General features: G+C 69.8%; 17 protein-coding genes. 4 read left to right on the top strand and 13 right to left on the bottom strand.

Annotation, left to right across the window (positions count from 1 at the left end):
- Nucleotides 1–18 precede the first annotated feature (18 nt).
- From ABB55_RS23120 to ABB55_RS23100, 5 genes are all read right to left on the bottom strand, one after another.
- Complete coding sequence (locus ABB55_RS23120; protein ID WP_054360925.1) at nt 19–1,038, bottom strand: formamidase; 1,020 nt, start codon at nt 1,036–1,038, stop codon at nt 19–21.
- Nucleotides 1,039–1,063: 25 nt separating this feature from the next.
- Entirely contained in the window at nt 1,064–1,981 is a 918-nt protein-coding gene (locus tag ABB55_RS23115; RefSeq protein WP_054360924.1) for an ABC transporter permease, read from the bottom strand.
- Complete coding sequence (locus ABB55_RS23110) at nt 1,978–3,087, bottom strand: ABC transporter permease (protein WP_054360923.1); 1,110 nt, start codon at nt 3,085–3,087, stop codon at nt 1,978–1,980. The genes ABB55_RS23115 and ABB55_RS23110 overlap by 4 nt, the downstream gene beginning before the upstream one ends.
- A 232-nt stretch (nt 3,088–3,319) precedes the next feature.
- Complete coding sequence (locus ABB55_RS23105) at nt 3,320–4,441, bottom strand: BMP family ABC transporter substrate-binding protein (RefSeq protein WP_054360922.1); 1,122 nt, start codon at nt 4,439–4,441, stop codon at nt 3,320–3,322.
- A 279-nt stretch (nt 4,442–4,720) separates the two neighbouring features.
- Complete coding sequence (locus ABB55_RS23100) at nt 4,721–5,671, bottom strand: isopenicillin N synthase family dioxygenase (RefSeq protein WP_054360921.1); 951 nt, start codon at nt 5,669–5,671, stop codon at nt 4,721–4,723.
- A 292-nt stretch (nt 5,672–5,963) separates the two neighbouring features.
- Here ABB55_RS23100 and ABB55_RS23095 point away from each other — a divergent pair, with 292 nt between their 5' ends.
- Complete coding sequence (locus ABB55_RS23095; protein ID WP_244472104.1) at nt 5,964–6,641, top strand: GntR family transcriptional regulator; 678 nt, start codon at nt 5,964–5,966, stop codon at nt 6,639–6,641.
- 119 nt (nt 6,642–6,760) lie between these two features.
- Here the strand turns inward: ABB55_RS23095 and atzF are convergent, their stop codons facing one another.
- The 5 genes from atzF to ABB55_RS23070 form a co-directional block, all read right to left on the bottom strand.
- The gene (atzF, locus tag ABB55_RS23090) at nt 6,761–8,572 is read right to left on the bottom strand and encodes an allophanate hydrolase (RefSeq protein WP_054360919.1); all 1,812 of its coding nucleotides are present in this window, start codon (nt 8,570–8,572) and stop codon (nt 6,761–6,763) included.
- 183 nt (nt 8,573–8,755) lie between these two features.
- On the bottom strand, nt 8,756–9,088 hold the full coding sequence (locus ABB55_RS23085) for a DUF1636 family protein (protein WP_054360918.1): 333 nt from the start codon (nt 9,086–9,088) through the stop codon (nt 8,756–8,758).
- The gene (locus ABB55_RS23080) at nt 9,085–10,215 is read right to left on the bottom strand and encodes a hypothetical protein (protein ID WP_054360917.1); all 1,131 of its coding nucleotides are present in this window, start codon (nt 10,213–10,215) and stop codon (nt 9,085–9,087) included. The genes ABB55_RS23085 and ABB55_RS23080 overlap by 4 nt, the downstream gene beginning before the upstream one ends.
- 248 nt (nt 10,216–10,463) lie before the next feature.
- A complete protein-coding gene (locus ABB55_RS23075) occupies nt 10,464–10,943 on the bottom strand; it encodes a GAF domain-containing protein (RefSeq protein ID WP_160321298.1) in 480 nt (159 codons plus the stop codon).
- A gap of 270 nt (nt 10,944–11,213) precedes the next feature.
- Entirely contained in the window at nt 11,214–11,918 is a 705-nt protein-coding gene (locus ABB55_RS23070; protein ID WP_054360915.1) for an SDR family oxidoreductase, read from the bottom strand.
- Nucleotides 11,919–12,088: 170 nt separating this feature from the next.
- On the opposite strand from ABB55_RS23070, the gene ABB55_RS23065 reads away from it, so the two are divergent.
- Both ABB55_RS23065 and ABB55_RS23060 read left to right on the top strand, forming a co-directional pair.
- Nucleotides 12,089–12,445: a helix-turn-helix domain-containing protein gene (locus ABB55_RS23065; RefSeq protein WP_054360914.1), complete on the top strand. Its 357-nt coding sequence runs from the start codon at nt 12,089–12,091 to the stop codon at nt 12,443–12,445.
- Nucleotides 12,435–14,525: a VIT domain-containing protein gene (locus tag ABB55_RS23060; protein ID WP_054360913.1), complete on the top strand. Its 2,091-nt coding sequence runs from the start codon at nt 12,435–12,437 to the stop codon at nt 14,523–14,525. Before ABB55_RS23065 ends, ABB55_RS23060 begins: the two co-directional genes overlap by 11 nt.
- An 81-nt stretch (nt 14,526–14,606) precedes the next feature.
- On the opposite strand, the gene ABB55_RS23055 is transcribed toward ABB55_RS23060, so the two are convergent.
- Together ABB55_RS23055 and ABB55_RS23050 are read right to left on the bottom strand one after the other, a co-directional pair.
- Nucleotides 14,607–15,107, bottom strand: coding sequence for a hypothetical protein (locus ABB55_RS23055; protein WP_054360912.1), 501 nt, complete (start codon nt 15,105–15,107; stop codon nt 14,607–14,609).
- Between the two features lie 134 nt (nt 15,108–15,241).
- A complete protein-coding gene (locus ABB55_RS23050) occupies nt 15,242–15,847 on the bottom strand; it encodes a transglutaminase-like cysteine peptidase (protein ID WP_054360911.1) in 606 nt (201 codons plus the stop codon).
- A 218-nt stretch (nt 15,848–16,065) separates the two neighbouring features.
- Between ABB55_RS23050 and ABB55_RS23045 the strand changes: the two genes are divergently transcribed.
- Complete coding sequence (locus tag ABB55_RS23045) at nt 16,066–16,494, top strand: GtrA family protein (RefSeq protein ID WP_054360910.1); 429 nt, start codon at nt 16,066–16,068, stop codon at nt 16,492–16,494.
- A gap of 24 nt (nt 16,495–16,518) precedes the next feature.
- Here the strand turns inward: ABB55_RS23045 and ABB55_RS23040 are convergent, their stop codons facing one another.
- Complete coding sequence (locus tag ABB55_RS23040; protein ID WP_054360909.1) at nt 16,519–21,183, bottom strand: hypothetical protein; 4,665 nt, start codon at nt 21,181–21,183, stop codon at nt 16,519–16,521.
- Between the last annotated feature and the right edge of the window lie 4 nt (nt 21,184–21,187).

Below are 21,187 nucleotides of genomic sequence, written 5' to 3'. Positions count from 1 at the left end.
CCTCCGGTTCGCTGTTGGTCACTCGGCAGCTTCGGCGATGGGCTTGCCGCCGTAGCGCCGGGTCGGCGCGGGGAAACCGCAGGCCGTGCCGTCCTTGTGCACGACGGCGTCCTCCCAGGGCAGGCGGTAGCGGCCGGCGACCATGTCCTGCATGAAGGTGTAGGGGCAGTCGCCTGCCCCGCCGGCGACGGCGACATAGCCGCGGTGCCCGAGCTGGTAGATGTTGTTCTCCACGCCCCAGTGGATGCGGGCCTCGCGCACCAGATCGGGCCGGACCTCGGCGGTGATGATCTCGTCGACGCGACCGGTCGTCCCGTGGGCGATGATGGTGCCGTCGAAATCGACGATCATGCCCTCGCCCATGGAATCGAAGCTGCCGTCGGACCCGCACATGCAGACATTGGCGGTCACCATCAGGTTCTGGAAGGCATTGGCCTGATTGGTGAAGCGCCAGGATTCCCGGATCGGCGCGGTGTAGCCGGCGGTCCGCAGCATGATCTCGGCGCCCTTGTAGGCGCATTCGCGCGCCATTTCCGGGAACATGCCGTCATGGCAGATGATCAGGGCCAGCTTGCAGCCCTTGGGCCCGTCGATGACCGGAATGCCGAGATCGCCGGGCTCCCAGGGCTCGACCGGGATCCAGGGATGGAGCTTGCGGTAGTAGAGCCGGAGCGTGCCGGTGTCGTCGATGATCAGGCCGGAATTGTAGGGGTTGCCGTCCGGGTTCGCCTCCATGATCGAGAAGCAGCCCCAGATGCGGTTCTCCACGCAGGCGGCCTTGAAGGCGGCGACCTCGGGGCCGTCGAGCGAGCACATGATCGCCGGATCGGTCGCCATGGACAGGCCGTGCAGCGAATATTCGGGGAAGACGACGAGGTCCATGGTCGCCAGATTGCGCCGGGCCTTGCCCACCATGGCGACGATGCGCTCCGTCTGCGCGGCCAGGTCGGCCTTCGTGGTGACGACCGGCAGCTGCAGCTGCACGAGGCCGATGACGACGCCGTTGGGCGACTTGTTGAGACCGCCGAGACCGTTCATGGCAACACTCCGCCGTTCGGACCGATCATTTCATCAGCGACAGTTCGGCCGGCGCGCCGCGCAGCGACCGCTTGGGCGAGATCGACAGGATCATGATCAGCAGCGTCAGGATGTAGGGCGCGGCATTGAAGAAGTGGTAGCCCTGGCTGATGCCGACCGACTGCAGCGCCGGACCGATCGCCCCGGCCCCGCCGAACAGCACCGCCGCCGCGAAGCAGGCGAGCGGGTTCCAGCGCGCGAAGATGACCAGCGCCACCGCCATCAAGCCCTGGCCCGACGAGAGGCCCTCGGTCCAGGAGCCCGGATAGTAGAGCGACAGGAAGGCGCCGCCGACGCCGGCCAGGAAACCGCCGACCGTTGTCGCCAGGAAGCGGACCCAATCGACCGAATAGCCCATGGCGCGCGCGGTCGCCGAACTGTCGCCGGTCATGCGCACGATCAGGCCCCAGCGCGTGTTGCGGAAGGCCCACCACAGCACGATCGCCACCGCGAGACCGGCGAAGAACAGCGGGTTTATCTTCAGGGCCTCGCGCACCTGCGGCACGTCCGACCAGAAGCCGAGTTCGAGCGCCGGCAGACGCGGCGCGGTCGGCTGGATGTAGGGCTTGCCGAAGAAGAAGGCGAGGCCGGTGCCGAACAGCATCATGGCGATGCCGATGGCCACGTCGTTGACCCGCGGCAGCTTGCAGACCCAGCCGTGGAAGGCGCCGAACAGGGAGCCGGCGACGCCGGCCGCCAGCACGCCGATCCAGGGACTGCCGGAATGGTACGAGATGGCGTAGCCGGTCATCGCGCCGAAGACCAGGATGCCTTCCAGGCCGAGATTGATGCGGCCGGACTTCTCGGTCAGGCATTCGCCGAGCGAGACGAACAGGAAGGGCGTGGAGACCCGGATCGCGCCGGCGAAGACGGCGAGCAGCACGGTCGAGAGGGCGTCGTTCATCCGCGGGCCTCCGGATCGAAGAGACGGAACCGTCCGTAAAGCGTCTCGGAGACGAGCAGGACCACGAAGATCAGCCCCTGCAGCACCTGGACGGTCGCATCCGGGAGCCCCATGCGCCGCTGGATCAGGCCGCCGGCCGCCGCCAGGCCGCCGAACAGCACCGCGACCGGCGCGATGGCGATCGGATTGTGACGGGCGAGGAACGAGACCAGGATGCCGGTGAAGCCGTAGCCGGCGATCAGCGAGCCGTTCGCCTTGCCGAGGATGGCGGCGACCTCGAAATAGCCCGCGACGCCCGCGCAGGCGCCGGCGATCATGGTCGCGGAGACCATCAGGGTGCCGACCGGCAGGCCTTGCGCCCGGGCGGCGCGGACATTGCCGCCGGTGACCCGGGCGGCGAAGCCGAAGGTGGTGCGCGACATCACGATGCCGAGCACGATCGCGATCACCACCCCGAAGGCGAGGCCCCAGTGGACATGCAGTCCGGGGATCTCGCCGACCATGTTGGCCGGGCCGATCGGCGCCGTCGACGGCTTGTTGGGATCGCTCGGATCGCGCAGCACGCCCTCGACGAAGAAATTCAGGATCGAGACCGCGATGTAGAACATCAGGAGCGAGGCGATCGTCTCGTTGATGCCGCGATAGTGCCGCAGCGCGCCGACCGCGCCGATCCACAGCGCGCCGGTGATCGCCGCGGTCAGCAGCATGACCGGCATGACGACGAAGGGCGGCGCCCAGGACAGGAGCGGCAGCGCGACCACGGCGGCGGTGAAGCCGGACAGCACCAAGGCCCCCTCCCCGCCGATGATGACCAGCCCCAGCCGGGCCGGAATGGCCACGCAGAGCGCGGTCAGGATCAGCGGCGCGGTGCGCACCAGCGTGTTCTGCCACGAGAATTCCGTGCCGAAGCCGCCGCGCCAGAGCAGCTCGAAGAAGGTCTGCGGCGATTTGCCGAGCGCCAGCAGGAACAGCGAGAACAGGCTGGCCGAGACGAACAGCGCGAACAGCGGGATGACGATGAATTCGGCCGAACGCCTCATGCCGCCGATCCACTCGCCGATGGCCGAGGGTGCCGCGAGGCCGGAGGATTGGGTGGTTTCCGTCACGGAGTCTCCCTCGTTCCCGCAAAGGCCGCGCCGAACCCCGAAGGTCCGGACGGCCGCCTTGCCGCCGTCCTGGCGCCGTCCCGTCCGCCGGCCGTGGCTTTCGAAGCGACGGCGGACGGCGGCACGGCGATGAAGAAACCGGCGCTCCCGTTCACGAAGCGCCGGGCCTTGCGATGCGGTCACCGGGACCGGCCGGCCCGGCCCGGCAGGACTAGGCCGGAGACAGTCCGAATCAGGTCAGCGAGCCGACGATGCCTTCGACCAGATAGTTCGTCGTTTCCAGGAAGTTGTCGTAATTGTCGATGGTCTTGCCAGCGGCGACGACCTCCTTGCCCTTGTTGTCCTTGATCGGACCGGTGACGTAGGGCTTGTTGGCCTTGAGATCCGCGATCGCCGCCGTCGCCGCCGCCTTGGCGGCGTCGGTCGCGCCGGCGCCGAAGGCGGTGTTCTGGACATAGTCCTTGTCGTAGCCGCCGCGCTCGAAATTCGGCAGCTTCTGGCCCTTGGCGAGCAGGTCGGCGAAGTTCTTGTAGATCGTCTCCCACTTGTATTCGGCGCCGGTGATGAAGCCCTTCGGCGCCAGCGAGGCCTGGGAGGCATTGTGGCCGCAGCACTTGATGCCGCGCTTCTCGGCGGTCTCGATCACCACCTTCGGGCTGTCGACATGGCAGGTCAGCACGTCGCAGCCGGCATCCGCCAGCGCGTTGGCGGCCTCGGCCTCGCGCACCGGCAGGGCCCAGTCGCCGGTGAAGATCAGCTGGATGGTGGCGTTCGGGTTGACCTTGCGCACGCCGAGCGCGAAGGCGTTGATGTTGGTCAGCACCGACGAGATCGGCTTGGCGGCGATGAAGCCGAGCTTGTTGGTCTTGGTCGACAGACCCGCGGCGATGCCGTCGACATAATGCGCCTGGTGCAGATAGGCGTAGTAGGAGCCGGCATTCTTCGGATGCTTGTCGGCCTGCCACAGGCCGATGGCGTGGCGGAACTCGACATCCGGGAACTTCTTGGCCATCTCGATCATGTGCGGATCGAAATAGCCGAAGGAGGTGGCGAAGATCAGCTTCGCACCATCGAGCTTGATCATCGATTCCATCGTCTTCTGCACGGCGATCGTCTCGGGGACGTTCTCCTCCTCGACCACCGTGATGCCCGGAACCGCCTTCAGGGCCTTGGCGGCCACCGCATGGGCCTGATTCCAGCCGAAGTCGTCGCGCGGACCGACATAGATGATGCCCATGGTGAGCCCTGCCGCCGCAGCAGGGCCGATCGCACCGAGTCCGGGCGCGACGCCGAGCGCCGCACCGGCAGCCGCCGTCTTCAGAAGGCGGCGGCGGGAAATCAGAATGTCCGACATGAAAGGCTCCCCTTCGACCGGTCACGCTCAGATTGCATGCAATCTCGCGCCGTTCCGCGGATGGTTCACGCAATGCCCGTGCCAACCCGGCGCGTCCTGCCGCGGCAGCGACAGGAGGCGACGGAATGTCCGCGTCGCCGCCGTCCTGCGCCCGCGAACCGGTCCGCGGAGGGCCGGGACGCTCCGCCGCGTGTGGACGGTATTGTATGCAAATGCGATGTTTGCAGGCATTCTGCCCTCACAATAGGCAGATCGACTCCACCTCGTCGGACGGTCTCGTCACCCCGCCGCACCGCCGCGGCGATGCGCGTAGGTTGCGTCGAGACGGCCCGCCAGATAGTCGGCGGCCGTGACCGGCGGATGGTTCGGCTGCGCGCCGGGGGCCACCGTGCCGGGCAGCGCCGCCACCAGGGCATCGGGGTTCGGATCGAGAAAATAGGCGATCGAGAACCGCTCCCGCCCGCTCGCATTGACCACGCGATGCGGCGTCGAGACATAGACGTCGTTGGTCCAGCGCATCAGGCAGTCGCCGATATTGACCACATAGGCGCCGGGCACGACCGGCGCCTCGATCCAGACCCCGTCGCGCCGCCGGACCTGCAGGCCGCCGACGTCGTCGGTCATCAGCAGCGTGATGTTGCCGTAGTCGGTATGCTCGCCGGCACCGATCTGCCCCGGCTCGGCCTCGACCGGCTGCGGCGGATAGTGCAGCAGGCGCAGGGTCGACATCGGCCGGTCGATCAGGGCTTCGAAATGATCCGGCGGGAGCCCGAGGTCGCAGGCGAAGGCACGATGCAGCCATGCGCCCAGCGCCTGGGTCTGATCGAAGTAAGCCAGTAGAGTCGCGCGGAATGCCGGATCGGCCGGCCAGCCGTTGAGACCGCGGAAGGGCACGCCGGCCTGCAGGTCCGGGTGATCGGCGGCCAGTTCGAGACCGACATTGAAGGCCTCCTTCAGATCGGCCGGGCGCGTCGGATCGAGCGCCTCGCTCTTCAGGGCCGCATAGCCGCGATTGTTGCCGACGCGCTCGATCGCCACGCGCGCCTTCTCGGCCGGATCGAGCGCAAAGAACCAGCGGGCCTGCGCAAAGGTTTGGTCGATCAGAGCCTGCGGGACGCCGTGGCCGACAACATAGAAGAAGCCGATCTCGCGGCAGGCCGCGCCGATCAGCGCCGCCAGGCGCGGCAGGTCGCGGCCGGAGAGATCGATGACGGGAAGCTGGTCGGACATGCGGGTCGTGCTCCTCGCGCTGCGGGCGGCGGATGCCGCGCCTCGGCAGTCCGCATAGCAAATGGACTGCCCATATTTTCATCGGACAGGGCCTTGGAAGCCTTCGAATCGTGGCAGAATGTCAGAATCCTGGGGTTGGCACCGGCCTTGCCACTCGCTACCACGCGATAAATAGTCCTATCCTCGCGTTCGGTGTGTGCTCGGGCGGCGAACAGTAAATGGAAGTGATCGGAGAATGTCGATGAAGGCGCCCACAACGGCGATCTCAGGCAAAAGCAGACCGAATCTCCGCGTGATCGAGGCGGGCGCCCCGACGCGGACGGTGGATTCGAGCCTGACGCGCGCCGAACGGCTGCGTGCGGAACTCGCCGACGATATCGTTTGCGGCCGACTGGCACCGGGTACCGCGCTCGACGAGACGACGCTCGCCAATCGATTCGGCGTGTCGCGGACGCCGGTCCGCGAGGCCCTGCGCGAACTGGCCGCAGCCGGGCTGGTGGTGCATCGCGCCCATCGTGGGGCGGTCGTCACCGCGCTCACCGAGGAGCGGCTGCGCGAGATGTTCTCGGTGATGACCGAACTGGAGGCACTCGCGGCCGCCGGCTGTGCAAGTTCCATGTCGCCCTCCGAACGGCAGCAGCTGGTCGACATCCACGACGACGCCGAGAACCTGGTCCGCGCCGGCGATCTGGCCGCTTATGCCGAAGCCAACGACCGGTTTCACGACTGCCTCTATGCCGGCAGCCACAATTCCTTCCTGGCCGAGACCCTCCTGTCGGTGCGCCGGCGCGTGTCCGCCTTCCGCCGCGCCCAGTTCCGCAGTCTCGGCCGGCTGAAGCTCAGCCATGAGGAGCACGACCGGGTCGTGCAGGCGGTCCTGAGAGGCGACCGCGACGCGGCAGCACGCGAAATGCGCAGCCATCTCGAGACGGTGCGCGATTCCTTCCTGGTCTTCCACGACGGCCTCTGACCGACGGCCTCTGACCGACCCCTCCGACCTGAAGGCCGGGCTGGACCGGCCGGGCCGGGTGCCGGGCGAACCACGCCCGGGACCTGCTCGTCCGGGCCGGCCCGCGCCCGAATTACCGCTCAGCGCGCCAGATGGGCGCGCCAGCCGCCGATGCCGGAAATGTCGAGGGCGCCCTCCAGCCCCTCGCGCTCGCACAGGAAGCCCTTGACGGTCGAGCCGTCCTCGAGCCGGACGGTGCCGATGCACAGCGGCTCGGGGATCAGCGGCAGGAGCGAGCCGAGCCCCTCCGGCGGCAGGGCCCAGACCTCGCCCGGAATGGCGAAGCCCGCGCCGTCGCCGACCCTGACCAGCCCCGGCCGTTCCGGCGGTCCGCCGGCCAGCGCGTGCAGCCGGTACGAGCGCTCGGTCCGCACCGCGGCGACGAAGCTGCCGCCGCGGCTGACGAGTTCGCCGTTGAGCGGCAGGCCCGACATGTGCGCCCCGACCACCAGCACCGGCACCGTGCCCTCCGGCGCCATAGGGGCAAGGGAGGCCGGAAGCGGCCTCGGCAGCCCGGTCGCGCCGAGCGGCAGACCGCTCTCGCCCTCGACCCGCCGACCGATCGCGGCGAGCCAGGCATCGCGCCCGCCCGGCGCCACGAAGGTCAGGCCGGACGGGCGTCCGTCCGAACGCAACCGCTCGGGCACGGCCAGTGCCGCGAGCCCGAACAGATTGACGAAATTGGTGTAGGTGCCGAGCGCCGAATTGGTCGCGATCGGATCGGCCGTCACCTCCGCGACCGTCCAGGCGCGGGTGACGGTCGGCATGACCAGCGCGTCGACGCGGCCCCAGACGGCTTCGCTCTGCCGGCGCAGGTCGGCGAGGCGGTAGGCGGCCTTGAAGGCCTCGACGGCGCTGCGCCCGCGGGCCGGCTCGATGATCGCCCGGGTGACCGGGTGCAGCGCGTCCGGCTTCGCGGTGATGAAGGCCTCGATCGCCGCATAGCGCTCGGCCACCCAGGGCCCCTCGTAGAGCAGGCGCGCGGCGGCCAGGAACGGCTCGAAATCGACCTCGATCAGATCCCATCCGCGCGCCGCCAGCCCGTCGAGCGCCGCCGCGAAGGCCGCCTCGCCGGCCGTGTCGCCGAAGAAATGGCGATGCGCCGTGCCGGGAATGCCGATCCGCACCCGCGCCGGCACCGCGCCGGGCGTCCCGATCGGGATCGGCCGCGAGAAGGCGTCGGCCGGATCATAGCCGCCCATCACCGACAGGACCGCCCAGGCATCGTCGACGGTGAGGCCGAAGATCGAGACGCAGTCGAGCGACCGGCAGGCCGGCACGACGCCGTGGGTCGAGGTCAGGCCCGGCGTCGGCTTCAGGCCGACCAGATTGTTGAGGCCGGCCGGCACGCGGCCGGACCCGGCCGTATCGGTGCCGAGCGAGAAGGACGCGATGCCGGCGGAGACCGCGGTCGCCGAGCCGGATGACGAGCCGCCCGGGATGAGGACCGGATCGAAGGCGTTGCGCGGCACGCCGTAGGGCGAGCGGACGCCGACGAGGCCGGTCGCGAACTGGTCGAGGTTGACCTTGCCGAGCATGATCGCACCGGCCGCCTCCAGCCGGGCGACGACCGTCGCCGAAGCCTGCGGCAGATAGGCGAAGTCCGGACAGGCGGCCGTGGTCGGCAGCCCCGCGACATCGATATTGTCCTTGACCACGAAGGGGATGCCGAAGAGCGGCAGCCCCGCCCGCGCCGCCGCCGGGATCGCCGCCAAGGCCGCCGCCCGGGCCGCCAGCGCCTCGCCGGTCGGCCGCGCCAGGAACAGGGCCGGATCATTGTGCGCGGCGATGCGCGCCTCGACGGCGGCGACGAGATCGTTCGGGTCAAGCCCTTCCGCATAGGCCGTCGCGAGCGACGCGATATCGAAACTGGCAGGCACGGCCTTCGGCATTCATTCTGTCTCCCTGTGCGGCGTCCCTCCGGGACGGAACCGCGCCTCGGCCGCGCCGATCCGATCGGCGCGGGCTCTGCGGTTTAGCAATCCGCATGCCATGGCCTGCCACTCGTATACAATTCCTCCGATGACCGCGCGAGACACTTTGCCCAAATTCCCCAGCGCCCGCCGGAACGGCCGTCAGCGGGCATGCGGCCCGAGCCGCGCGGCCAGGTCCGGCGGCAAGCGTCCGTCGCGATCGGCCGCGTAGGCGCGTGCGGCATCGATCAGGGCGTCGACCATGGCGGGAGAGAGATTGGAGAAGCGCCGCAACGGCTTGCCGCGCGCCTTGAGGGCCGCGTTGCAGGGCCGCGGACAGCCGTCGAGACAATCGACGCGGGTGACCGCCAGGGCCTCGCCCCGAGCCGCGGCGCGGGCCTCCACCGCCTCGGCGAGCGCCGCGCCCCGCGTCTTCGGCGGAACGGGATCGGCCATGCGGTCGCAGGTGACGCAGACGATCAGGCGCGCCGTCATGGAAGGGCCGGCTCGGCGCCGCAGGCTTCGACCGGCACGCGCCGACGGCGTCGCGGCGGCGTCACGCGCGCCAGCCAGCGCCCGAAGGCCGCCGCCGCGCTCGCCACCGACCAGACCCAGCCGAGCGCGGCGAACAGCCAGCCGAAGATGTGGGCGAGGCTCTTGGAGAGCAGGATGGCGCCGCGCCCGCACAGTTTCATGACCGCCCGGGTTCCGGTCCCGTAGACCTCGGACAGGCGGGCGAAGCGCGCGATCTCGGGGCCGGACCGCGCCGAGGCGAGCACATCGTCGACGGCGCGGTAGCCGGCGCGGCGATAGAGCTTGGCGGCGTCCTCGCCCATGGCGGCCAGCGGCGCGAGACGCTCGGTGCGCACCGCGGCCAGGGCGGCGGAGCGCGCCTCGGACAGTTCGAACTTGCCGACCGAGGCCAGGGCCCGCTTCAATCCCGGCATGTCGACCGCGGTGCGCAAAAGCCCGCCGACCGATGCGGCGAGCGGCGCCGACAGCCTTCCGGCCTTGCGGGCGGTCTTGACCAGCGTCAGCCCGGCCCGGACCGGCGCCGGCGTGCCGGCCATGGCCCCGGTGGCGCCGGTCACCGCGAGGCCGACGGCCGAGAGCCCGACCAGGATTTCGTCGACGGCCTCGCCGCGGGCGGCATGCCAGCCCTCGCGAACGAGATCGCGCACGTCGCCGATGCCGACCACATCGGCCGTGAAGGCCCCGGCCATGCCGGACAGCCCCTCGCCGTCGCCGATGAAGGCGCCGCGCGCGAAGGCCTTGGTGCTTTCCCAGGTCTGCCCATCCTCGAGCGCCTTGACGGCGGCCTTGCGCGCCGGGGCGACCGGCACACGCTCGGCCTCGGCCAGGGCCAGGAAGCTCTGCGCAAGGTCGAGATCGCGCTGCGCCACGGCCGCGTCGATCTCCTGGCCGATCCGCGCCTCGCTGACCCGTTCGGCCAGTTCGAGGCGTGCGAGCGCGGCGGGATCCTCGGAGGCCGCCCACCAGGTCCAGGCGACATGCGCGGCCGGCAGCACCACGCGCCCGGCCTGCCACAGCCCCGCCAGCACCGAAACCATGACGAGGACGGTCCAGAGCCTCCGGACCCGGTGCAGAACCGCCCAACCCATGCCGTGCCGCCGTACCCTTTCGCCGACCGGCCGCCGCCGCCGAAGGGCGGCAGTCCTAAGCCGATCCGGCCCATCATATGGGAAGAGATTGCGGCGACGCGGCGGCCTTTGTCGAGCCCGACACCGGCCCATCCCGGGCCGGGCCGCCGACGCGCGATCCCGCGGCGTGCCGTCAGGGCAGCGGCGATCGAAGGCGCGGCGGTTCCAGTTCGCGCGATGTCCGGAAAGCATCGGGTCCGATCGAACCGCTAATCGATCAGGACCAGATTCGGGCGGTTCACGGCGTCGCAGAACCAGATTTCCGTCGCGGCCCGCTCCGCGAGGCGCTGCAGGTAGGACACCTCGCGCCGGGTGAAATCGCGCGGCACGGTGTCGAGCAGGCAGAAGGCGCCGATCGCGTGCTGGCCGTTATGGCGGATCGGCGCGGCGGCGATCGAGCGCAGGCCGTGACCGCAGACCAGGATGTTGCGCGCAAATCGGGCATCCGATCGTAGGTCGGCGACGACCAGGGCGGAGTCCTCGACGATCACATGGCTACAAAAGGCCTGCTGGCGCGGCAGCATCGGCAAGTCCCGGCCAGCCATGGCGAGTTCGACGACCTCGTTCTCCTCAACCAGTGTGATGAGGACCGTCGAAACCTTGAAATCTCGCAGCGCCCGTCTGCAGATGGCCTGCAGGGCCGGTGCGGAGTTGCGAGCAACGAGCCCGAGATCGCGGACGATCTCCAAACGCTCGGCTTCATTGATCGGGACCGGATGCACCGTGGGAAAGCTCCAGTTGGAGGAGCATCCTGGCCCAAAGGAACTAACAAATCGTTTTAGAAGACGATCGATTCAAGTATAGAGATACATATGCAGAATATTGATGCAATCAAAGCGCGAAGTCTGGCAATGGCCAAAGGTTGTACTTGACGATCGTTCGCGTACATTCAACTTGACATTGAATGTTTGCATGACGCGAATTTGCTACCATTGATTGATTGACCGGAGCCGCCGACGTCAGAGCGAGCGCATCAAACCGCCGTCGACCTTCAGATTCTGACCCGTGATGTAGCCACCGCCGTCGGACAGCAGGAACGCCACCGTGGCGGCGATCTCGTCGCTGGTGCCGTAGCGCCGCATCGGCACGGCGGCGCGACGCTCCTCGGTCGCCGGCAGGCTGTCGATCCAACCGGGCAGGACGTTGTTGATGCGGATGTTGTCGGCCGCATAGCTGTCGGCGACCAGCTTGGTGTAGGCGGCGAGGCCGGCGCGGAACACCGCCGAGGTGGGGAACATCGACGACGGTTCGAATGCCCAGGCGGTCGAGATGTTGACGATGGCGCCGGCCTTCTGCGCCTGCATGATCGGCACCACCAGCCGCACCGGGCGAATGACGTTCATCAGGTAGACGTCCATGCCGCGATGCCAGTCGGCGTCGCTGATCTCCAGCACCGGTCCGCGCGGCCCGTGGCCGGCGCTGTTGACAAGCGCGTCGATCCGGCCCCACGCCGCCATGGCGGCGTCGACCAGCCGCTTCAGGTCGTCGTTGGATTGGTTCGACCCGGTCACGCCGATGCCGCCGAGTTCGGCCGCAAGCGCCTCGCCCTTGCCCGAAGACGACAGGATCGCGACCCGGTAGCCGTCCGCAGCCAGCCGCCGCGCCGCCGCCGCGCCCATGCCGCTGCCGCCCGCCGTGATCAGCGCCACCTTGCCGGTCGTCATCCTGCGTTCTCCCTCGATCGAAGCCGTTCGTCCCTGCCTCCATCGATCAGGAATCCACCGCGCTGGCAAGGGCGCGCGCGATCGGCGACATTCATTCGACAATATTCTTGTCGAAACCATTTGACAGCTGGGATCCTTTCGACAAATGTTATGTCGATAGGAGCACCGACGTGAACATCCGCGAGCTCGCCGCCCTGACCGGGGTCGCCGAACGCCAGATCCGCTACATGATCGCCGAAGGCTTCGTGCCGGCGCCGCGTGGCGGCCGGGCGCGGGCCGACTACGGCGACGATCATGTCGCCGCGATCCGGCGCTATGGCGAATTGCGCGCCCGCGGCCTGCCGCCCGCGGCCATCAAGGTGCTTCTGAACGAGGGGGGCGCGGTTCCGTTTCCGGTCGCGCCGGGGCTGACCCTCATGGTGGAACCCCGCCTGATCGGCAGCGGCGAACCGGCCGAAGGGCTGGTGGCGCGCCTGGCCGAGGTGGTGCGGACGATCGTCGAAAAGGACCGCCGCGATGACGACTGAAATCCTCGCAAGCCCCGACCCGCTCGGCCGCTGGAAAGCCGGCGCCCACATCCGCGGCAGCGACACGCCGGTGCCTCTGATCTCGACCCGCTACGACATCCGCATCCGCGGCGCGCTCGCCGAAATCGCCACGCGCCGCGTCTTCCGCAATGCCGAAGCCGGCAGCATCGAGGCGACCCTGACCTTCCCGGTGCCGGTCCAGGCGACGCTCTACGGCCTGACCGCGACCATCGACGGCCGCCGGCTGGTCGCCCAAGCGGCGGCCCGCAGCGCGGCCCGCGAGGTCTACGAGACGGCGATCGACCGCGGCCGGACCGCCATCCTGCACGAAGAGGTCCTGCGCGGCATCCATATGCTGTCGGTCGCCAACATCCCGCCCGGCGGCGAAGTCGCGGTCGAGGACCGCTGGGTCGTCGCGCTGACCACGCTCGGGCCGGCCGCCGACCGGCTGACGCCGGACGGGTCGGTCGCCGTGCTGCGCATCCCGGTCACGGTCGGCGACCTCTACGGCCGCTCGCCCCTGCCCGATTCCGACGACCTGATCGGCGGCGGCGCGCCGGCGCGGGCGACCGTCCACGCGGCGGCCGATGCCGGCATCCTGACGGTCAACGGCCGCCCGCCGGGTGCGGACGGGCTCGAACTCTCGCTCGGCCGGCCGATCGACCTGCGCCTGGAAGGCTGGCGGCCGACCGCCCTGGTCGCGCCGTTCGGCGACGGCCGGACGCTGCGGCTGGCGATCGCCCCGGCGCCGGTCGCCGAGGGCCGGCTCGACGGCGATCTGCTGCTCGACGAATCCGGGTCCATGGGCGAGCGCGATGCCGGCGGGCGCAGCAAGCACGAGACCGCGATCGCCGGTCTCAGGGATGCCGTCGGCCGGCTCCGGTCGGGCGACAGAGTGCGGCTCTGGCGCTTCGACGAGCGGCACGCCTTCGTCGGCGCCGTCACCGATGCCGCCAGTCTGGAGACGGCGCTGCGCGGTCTGACCGGCCCGCAGGGCGGCACCGAGATCGGCAGCGCGCTGGCCGCCGTGGCGGGCCGGCCGGAGAGCCGGACCGTGATCATCGTCACCGACGGCAAGAGCCATGCGCTCGACGTGCAGGCGCTCGCCCGCACAGGCCGGCGCTTCAGCGTGGTTCTGATCGGCGAGGACAGCCTGGAGGCCAATGTCGGCCATCTGGCCGCGCTTTCCGGCGGCGATCTCTTCGTCGGCGCGGCGGCCGATACCGGTCGCCTGCTCGCCGCCGCCGTCGCCGCGGCGCGCCAGCCGGTCACGCCGGCCGCCTCCGCCGGCACTCCTTTGCGGGACGGGCTGACCCTGACCCGCAACGGCCTGGCGATCGCGATCGACTTCCCGCCCGGCCCCGAGACCGGCGTGCCGGACGAGGCCGCCGCAGCCTTCGCGGCCGGCCTGATCCTGCCCCGCCTCGACAGTCCGGCCGCGACCGATCTCGCGCTCCGCCACCGGCTGGTCACGCATCTGACCAGTCTGGTCATGGTCGACGAGGCCGGCGCCGTCAGCGAGGACCTGCCGGCGACGCGCAAGATCGCGCTGCCGGCGATGGAACTCATGACCGATATGGGCATCGAGGCCGCGGCGCCGCGGGCCTACAGCCCGTCGATGGCCATGCCGGCAACGCCGGGTCGCAGCCGGATGGCGCCGACGAAAGTCATGCTGCCCAAACACGACGCGCCCGCCAGCGCCCCGTTCGGAGGGGCCAGCGACGGGGGCGCTCCCGCCGCACCGGCGCCGTCGCTGCTGCGCCGGCTGTTCGGGCGCCGGAGCGACCGCGGGCTCAAGGCCGTCGCCGCATCGATCCCCTGGCGCGACATCACCGATCTCGCGGACCTGCCCGGGCGCCTGACGCCCGAACAGGCTGCCGCACTCGACCGGCTCGCCCGGCATCCGGCCGTGGCCGCGCTGGCGGCCCGGCTCGGCCGGCCGGTGGAGATCGTCGCGGCGGCGCTGCTGGCAGAGCTGGCCGGACCGGGCGACCGCAACGCCGCCCGTCTGGCCCGGCGCGGGCTCGCCGGCTGCGTCGAGGCGGAGATCGCGGCCGTCTGGCAGGCGGTCGCCCCCTGACCGGGGTGCGCGTCCGGCGGCGGCCACGGGCATCCGGTCCGGCGTCCCCCGGGGCGCGCACAGCGGGCTCGCCCTGCCCGCTCAGGCCTCGACGACCGCCGCCACGACGAAACCGTCCGGTCCGGCAAGCGCGCCGAGGACCGGCCATGCGGCCGCGGACAGCGCGATCCAGTCGAGGCGCTTGCCCATCCGGCCGGGCGGATCGGCCGCATCGTCCAGGCCGGGCGGGAGCAGTTCGACTTCCTCATAAGGGCAGTCGGCGTGGGCCCGCGCGATCTCGGCGCCGTCCCGCTCGACCGCCAGAAGCACCCACCCGGACGCCTCGGCCGTCACGGTGACGGCGATCGCGGCGCCGTCCAGCGCGAGCACGATGCGGACCGGGTCGCCGACGAGCGGATCGCGGACGCTGACCTCGACGGTGCGTCCCGCCGCCGGTCCGGTCTCGATCCGCCAATGCGGATAGATCTCGGCCGCCATGGCCAGGCGGGCGACGAGCGCCTCGGCCTGCGGTCCGGCCTCAGGCCCGGTCAGATCGCGGCCGGTCGCGCTATCGAAATGCGAGGGACGGCCGGGCGATGACATGCAGCCTCCGAGCGACGGTCGGGCGCCGCAGCCGCACGCCGCGGCCGGTCCGGCCGGACCCGGCAGTGTCCTATCACCGCCGGACGACGCCGGCATGTCCGCCCTTCGGCGGGCCGAAGACGGCGCCGCCGGGCTCAGAGGCTGCGCCAGAAGCGAGGATCCTCGGCGGACTGGATCGACACCCACCGGATGTCGGTCGCCTTCCAGGGCCGGATCGCGTCGGATCGGTTGTCGAGCACGAGATCGCCGTCGCGGGTCTTGACCACCAGCACCGCATGGCCCTCGCCGTTCGACACGCGGCCGACCGCCAGGCGAAGCGCCGAGGCCGGCCATCCGGCCTGGATCAGCCGGTGCCGCTTGGTGATGGCGAAATCCTCGCAATCGCCGCTCGCCGGGGCGAGCGACCACTGGTCGATGATGCCCGGGCCGGACCGATCGTTGACCGGCAGGATCGCCCGGTTGACCGCGCGGTTGACCTCGTCCAGCACGGCCCGGCGCTGCCCGGTCAGGTCGACCCGGGTGACGCGGATCAGGCTCGGCTTGCGGCACTCGGTCGGGTTGGCCAGGCAGAACATGACATGGCCCATCGGGGCGACCGCGTAGCTGCCCTCCTGGATGAAGCTGTGCCGCGCCTTTTTGAAGTGCCCGGCCGAGCCGCCGAGATTGATCGCATGCGCGGGCAGGCTCGCCAGCAGGACGGCAGCAACAGCACCCGAGAAAACCAGAAAATAACGCACCATGAGCACAAGCCCCCATTTCATGGTCGTCGTTATACGCAAGACAATTCAATATGGAGATAGCGCCGCAAGGTAAATTCGAGCGCGCCGATAGACGAACCGGTAACCATGAACCGCCCGGCGCGGTCAGGTCTTGCTGATCCGATCTTTACCTTCTCGTGCTGGACTGAGGTCGAAGCCCCGGCGGCGACCGGGATGGCGGGAAGTCGGGAGCATCGTCCGTGTCGTTCAGTCACCTGGTGCTGCGCTACGCCGCCTTCGCGGTGCTCGCCACTCTGGTCAACCTGGCCACCCAGCGCGGCGTCCTGGCCTTCGGCGCCGGGCCGGCCGGTTACGCGCTCGCCCTGGTCGCCGGCACCGGCACGGGACTGGTGACGAAATACTGGCTCGACAAGCACTGGATCTTCTTCGACCGGGACCGCAGCCTCGGCGGACACTCGCGCAAGTTCACGCTCTATACGGTGATGGGGCTGGCGACGACGGCGATCTTCTGGGGCCTGGAGACGGCCTTCTGGCTCGCCTGGCAGACCGATGCCATGCGCGAGGCCGGCGGCGTGCTCGGCCTCACGATCGGATATGGGGTGAAATACAATCTCGACCGCCGCTTCGTCTTCACGGACGCGCGCCCCGTCGCGGCTCCTGCCGGCTGAGCACCCCGCTCGCTTCGGCGGCGCTCACTTCGGCGGCGGCACCTGCAGGGTGACGCCGGTATGCTCGGACTTGCCGTCCGAGAAGCTGTCCCATTTCAGCCAGCGCGCATTGAGATTGGTGACCTCCTCCTTGCGCTGGCTGGTGGTGATCAGGCCGATCTTGGCCGGCACGTAATTGGCGTCGTCGTTGACGATCGCCCGCGCCTGCCGTTCGAGCCGCTCGGCCGTCCGGCCGTCGCCCTGCCGGCGCGAGGCATTGGCGCGCACGATCATCTCGTTCGCCTCCGCCAGCCGTTCCGGCCTGATGTTGTAGGTCACGGCGATGAAGTCGCGCGGCCCCATCAGCTTCATGAAGGCCTGGAAATCGGAGCGGAACGCCTCGTTGCCGGGGGCGGTCAGGATGCGCTGCATCTCGGGCGTGTCGACGGCGGCGAGAGACTGGATCAGGCCCTGGCTGACATTGGCCTGGCGGACCTTCTCGACCTTCTTGAAGGTCCCGTCCGGGTTGGAGACCTGCTTCCATTTCGACACGTAGGAGACCGAGGTCGAGACGCCCAGGCCGACGAGATCGGTATTCTGGACATTGTCGGTGATGTTGTAGAGCGGCTTGTCGTCCGAGGTGCCGCTGATCCCGTCGCTGCCCGACGACATGCCGAAATGCTGGTTGGCCCCCTGCTGGCCGCCGAGACCGGCGAGCGCGCCGGTGCCCATGTTGAGCGGATTGTAGAGCCGCGCATAGACCGAGACATTGGCGCCCGCCGTCAGCGTCACGTCGACCTCGCCCTTGCGGGTGATCTCGCGCTGGCTCTCGGTCGTGACATCCTTGCGCCCGGTCGAGATCCCGACCTGCGCCTGGGCCTGCACGCCGACGCCGAGCGTGTCGGGCACGCCCGACAGTTTCGGTCCCTTGCCGCCGACCTGCGCGCGGCCGGTCACCTGCGCATTCGCACCGATCCGGCCGCGATCCTCGGTGGTCCCGCCGACATCGGTCGCGTCCTGCCAGTCCCACAGGTCGATCTTGCCGCCGTCGACCATCTTGGCGACGAGATTGACCATGGCCTGGCAACCTTCGGGGCTGTTGGCGAAGGAGATGCTGACGCCGGACAGGCGGCCGACGCTGCCTTCCACGCCGACCGAGCCCTCCGCCGTCAACTCGACGCCGGGCGCCATGTCGAACTTCTTGCCGACGACCAGATCGAGATTGCCGCGCCCCTCGCCGCCCGTGCGCAGATGCAGCTTGAAGCCGTCGCTGCCGCGCTCGATCTCGAACTGGCCGATATGGGCGCCGGACAGTTTCGCCTTGATGCCGACCAGGCCGGTCGGCTCGACCGGGATCTTGCCGCTGTCGAGCGTGATGCGCTGGCCGGCGCGCAGGTCGAGCTTGTCGCCCTCCTGGAAGCTCGACAGCATCGAGATCAGGCTCGACTTGGTTCTCTCGTCCATGACCTTGCGGTTGAGGAGCCCGTCCGGTGTGAAGCCGTGGCCGATCGACTTCATCAGGTCGACCATGCCGGCCTTGGAGAAGAAGGCCGGATTCTCGACCCGGATCCGGTCTACGGTCTCCGATGAGAGGTTGGCCTCCTGGAACCATTGGCGCATGTCGGATGCGCTCATGCGGCTGTAGAGGACGGAATCGATCTCCGGCGCGAAGGTGTCGAGATCGAGTCCCCAGCCCTTCAGCCGGGTCTCGATCGACGTGCGGGCCGGATCGCTGGCGGGATCGAAGGTCTCCGAGACGCCATCCTTGACGGTGAGATCGGACTTGGCGTGGCTGAACCCGCCATTCGCCCATTCCGACAGCACGGCCGCGCGCACCATGTCGGTGACCTGACCCATGGCCTTGGGATGCGCCTCGCGCCGCTGCGCGACGAGGTCGTCGAGCGCGCCGCCGCCGGTCTCGATCTCGCCGCCATGCTTTTCGAGCAGGGACGGGCCGGTTTCGCGGATATAGACGATCGCCTCGCAGACGTCCTTCAGCCTGGCGAGTTCGCCGATATCGGGACGCTCGCGCAGGCGCGCGGTCATCTTCGTCCAGCCGGACCGGTGCATCGAGCCGGTGTCGTAGCCGCGCAGATCGTCGAGGATGCCGTTCATCCGCGTCTCGGCATCGCGGGCGGCCGGCAGGTCGCGGCGGAGAATGGCGGCGTCGTACTCCTCCTTGATCTTCAGCGCGGCCAAGACGCTCTTGGCACTGCGCAGGCCGCGCGGGTCGTTGGCGCTGACCTTGATGCCGCGCTGGTCGTCGGCATTGGCGTCGGCGATCACCTTGCGGCTCGTCTCGATCCGGTCCTCGACCTTGCGATAGTCCTGGTAGACCTCGACGATCGCATCCTCGAGGCCGCGATACTGGCGGCCCTGGTCGGCGAGGCCGGTCCAGACCGGATCCTGCGGGTCGCCGCCCGACAGATCGCGCCGGATCTGCTGCGCGACGCCCTTGAAGTGGCCGGAGACGGTCGGATCGTCGAGCGACAGGCCGGAGCGGCCGCCGGTGCGCTCGGTCGGACCCGGCATCAGATGCGCCTTGCGGTAGCGCAGATCCGCGTCGCCGACCAGGATGTCGAGCACCTCCGAGCCGAGCGCCCGATTGCTCTCGGCCTGGTAGCCATCGATCATGCCCTGGGTCAGTTCGCTCTTCAGGACGATGCGGGCGACGTCGTTGATCGACTTCGTCACCTGATGGACATCGTCCACGCCGCCGACACCCTGCCGGTTCATCTGCCCGACGAGCGTCTCGACCTCCGCCAGGTCGGTCGGCGTGACGCCGATCGAGCGGAGCTCCGCGTTGGAGATGCCGACATGAGCGAGCGGCGACCCCGGCTGCGGATCGAGCGAGGCGAGATCGAGGCCCGGATGCAGGCCGAGCGCGTTGTGTTCGGCCTTGAGCGTCTGCGCCTCCAGATTGGCGATGCGCGCCATCAGGAAGGCCACGTCGCGCCCGGAGGCCTCGTTGCCGAAGGATTTCAGCGCCTTCAGCAGGGCCGCGTCCTTGCGGATGCTGGACGGCGCGCCGTTGAAGACACGCACCGAGCCCTGCCCCCAGGTCCAGGGCTTGTACCAGCGCCGGCGATCGACGCTGAGCACGTCGGCAAGGCGCCGGTTGACCTCGCCGAGTTCGTGCCGGAGCTGCGCGGCCTTGCGGCCTTCCGCGGGCGCCTCGCGCAGGGCGCGACATTCGGCCAGCGTGTGGGCGAGATCGCGGCGCAGGGGACTGAAATGGTCGACCAGCCGGTCGCGGTCGGCCGGCGTCAAGTCCTCTTCCTTCTTGTGCGCCAGGTCGAGGATGTCCTTCGGCAGCGGCCCGTAGTCGCGCTCCAGCCGCGCCGTGAGCGTGGCGACGGACTGCCGGGCGCCGTGCTCCTGCTCGAAGGGCAGGCACGCCCGGTCGAAATCGGCGTCGTGGCCCTGCAGACCCTCGAAGGTTTCGCCGTCACGGATCATGCCGGCGAGCGTCGACAGCCCCTCGGCGGCCCTGCCGCGGCGCGCCGGGTCGAGGCTGTCGCCGTTGTCGCGGATGTTCGGCAGGGCCGAGGCGATCGAGCGCATCGCGCCGCCGAGCGGGAATTTCGGGTCCTTGTCGAGGATCCGGCCGAAGCTCGCGACCGCATCGCGGCAATCGAGCCGCGTCCCGATCTCCGCGACCAGCCGGTCGATCTCGCCGCGCGCCTTGGCGGACGCCTCCTGGCCATGCAGGTTGCCGAGCGCTTCGCCATATCCTTTCAGCGCGTCGCGGAATTCGGCCAGCGTGAAAGGCTCGCCGCCATCGGTCAGCACCGGCTCGCGGCCGGTGCCGAATTCGTCGATCATCCGGCCGATCTGCCGGACCGTGGCCTCGCCGACGCCCGGCCGTCCGATGCCGTGGCTGGCATTGTGCAGGGACCATAGCGCGGTCATCACGCCGCCCTTGGTCAGCGGTCCGTCCAGGTTCGCCCCCAGACGCGGGAATTCGGCGCCGATCTGGGTCGCGACGATCCGGTCGCGCAGCTTCAGGAGTTCGCCGATCGCGCCTTCCAGCGTCGCGATGTCGTCCTTGACCTGCCGGACCGCCTCGGCGTCGACCGGGTCGGTCGTCTCCAGCCGATGCAGGTGATCGCGCGCCGTCGCCAGCGCGGTGCGCCGATCCGCCAGCAGATCGCCGACGACGGCCTGCTGCTTCGCCGCATCGCCCTTGAGCTTGAGTTGGTCGCCGACCAGCGCCGTCTCCTGCGCCAGGCGCTCCTTCGGCGTCGCCAGGGTCTCGTGCGGGACATCCTTCATCAGGAGAGTGCGGAACCCGTCCTCAAGCGCCGTCGTGCCCTTCTGCAGGTCGCCGAGCTTCTCGGCAAAGGTCTTGGCCGGGGCCTGCCCGCCTTGGACCTGCCCGCCTTGGACTTGGCCGCCTTGGACTTGGCCCCCCTGGACCTGCCCGCCCTGAACCTGGCCCCCCTGACCCTGGCCGCCGAGCTGGCTCTTCTTGCGCTGGATCGCGCCGCCCGGATCGCCCTTGACGAGGCGACCGAGCAGGAGGGCGCCGCGATGGCCCTTGCGGGTCAGGACGTGGTCGCCCTTGTAGCGGTGCTGCGAGGAAACTTTCGGCTTGTCGGAGGTCTTGGCCCGCTTGAAGGCATGGACCGACCCTTGCTGGGTCTTGCCGCCGCCGAAAAGCGCGCGCAGGGAGAAGCCCGATTTGATGCTGAGATTGGTATCGACCACGGCG

The organism is Prosthecodimorpha hirschii, from assembly GCF_001305515.1.
Taxonomy (GTDB): Bacteria; Pseudomonadota; Alphaproteobacteria; order Rhizobiales; family Ancalomicrobiaceae; genus Prosthecodimorpha; species Prosthecodimorpha hirschii.
Note: the sequence above shows the minus strand (reverse complement) of the source record. Positions and strands in the feature narration are given on the sequence as shown.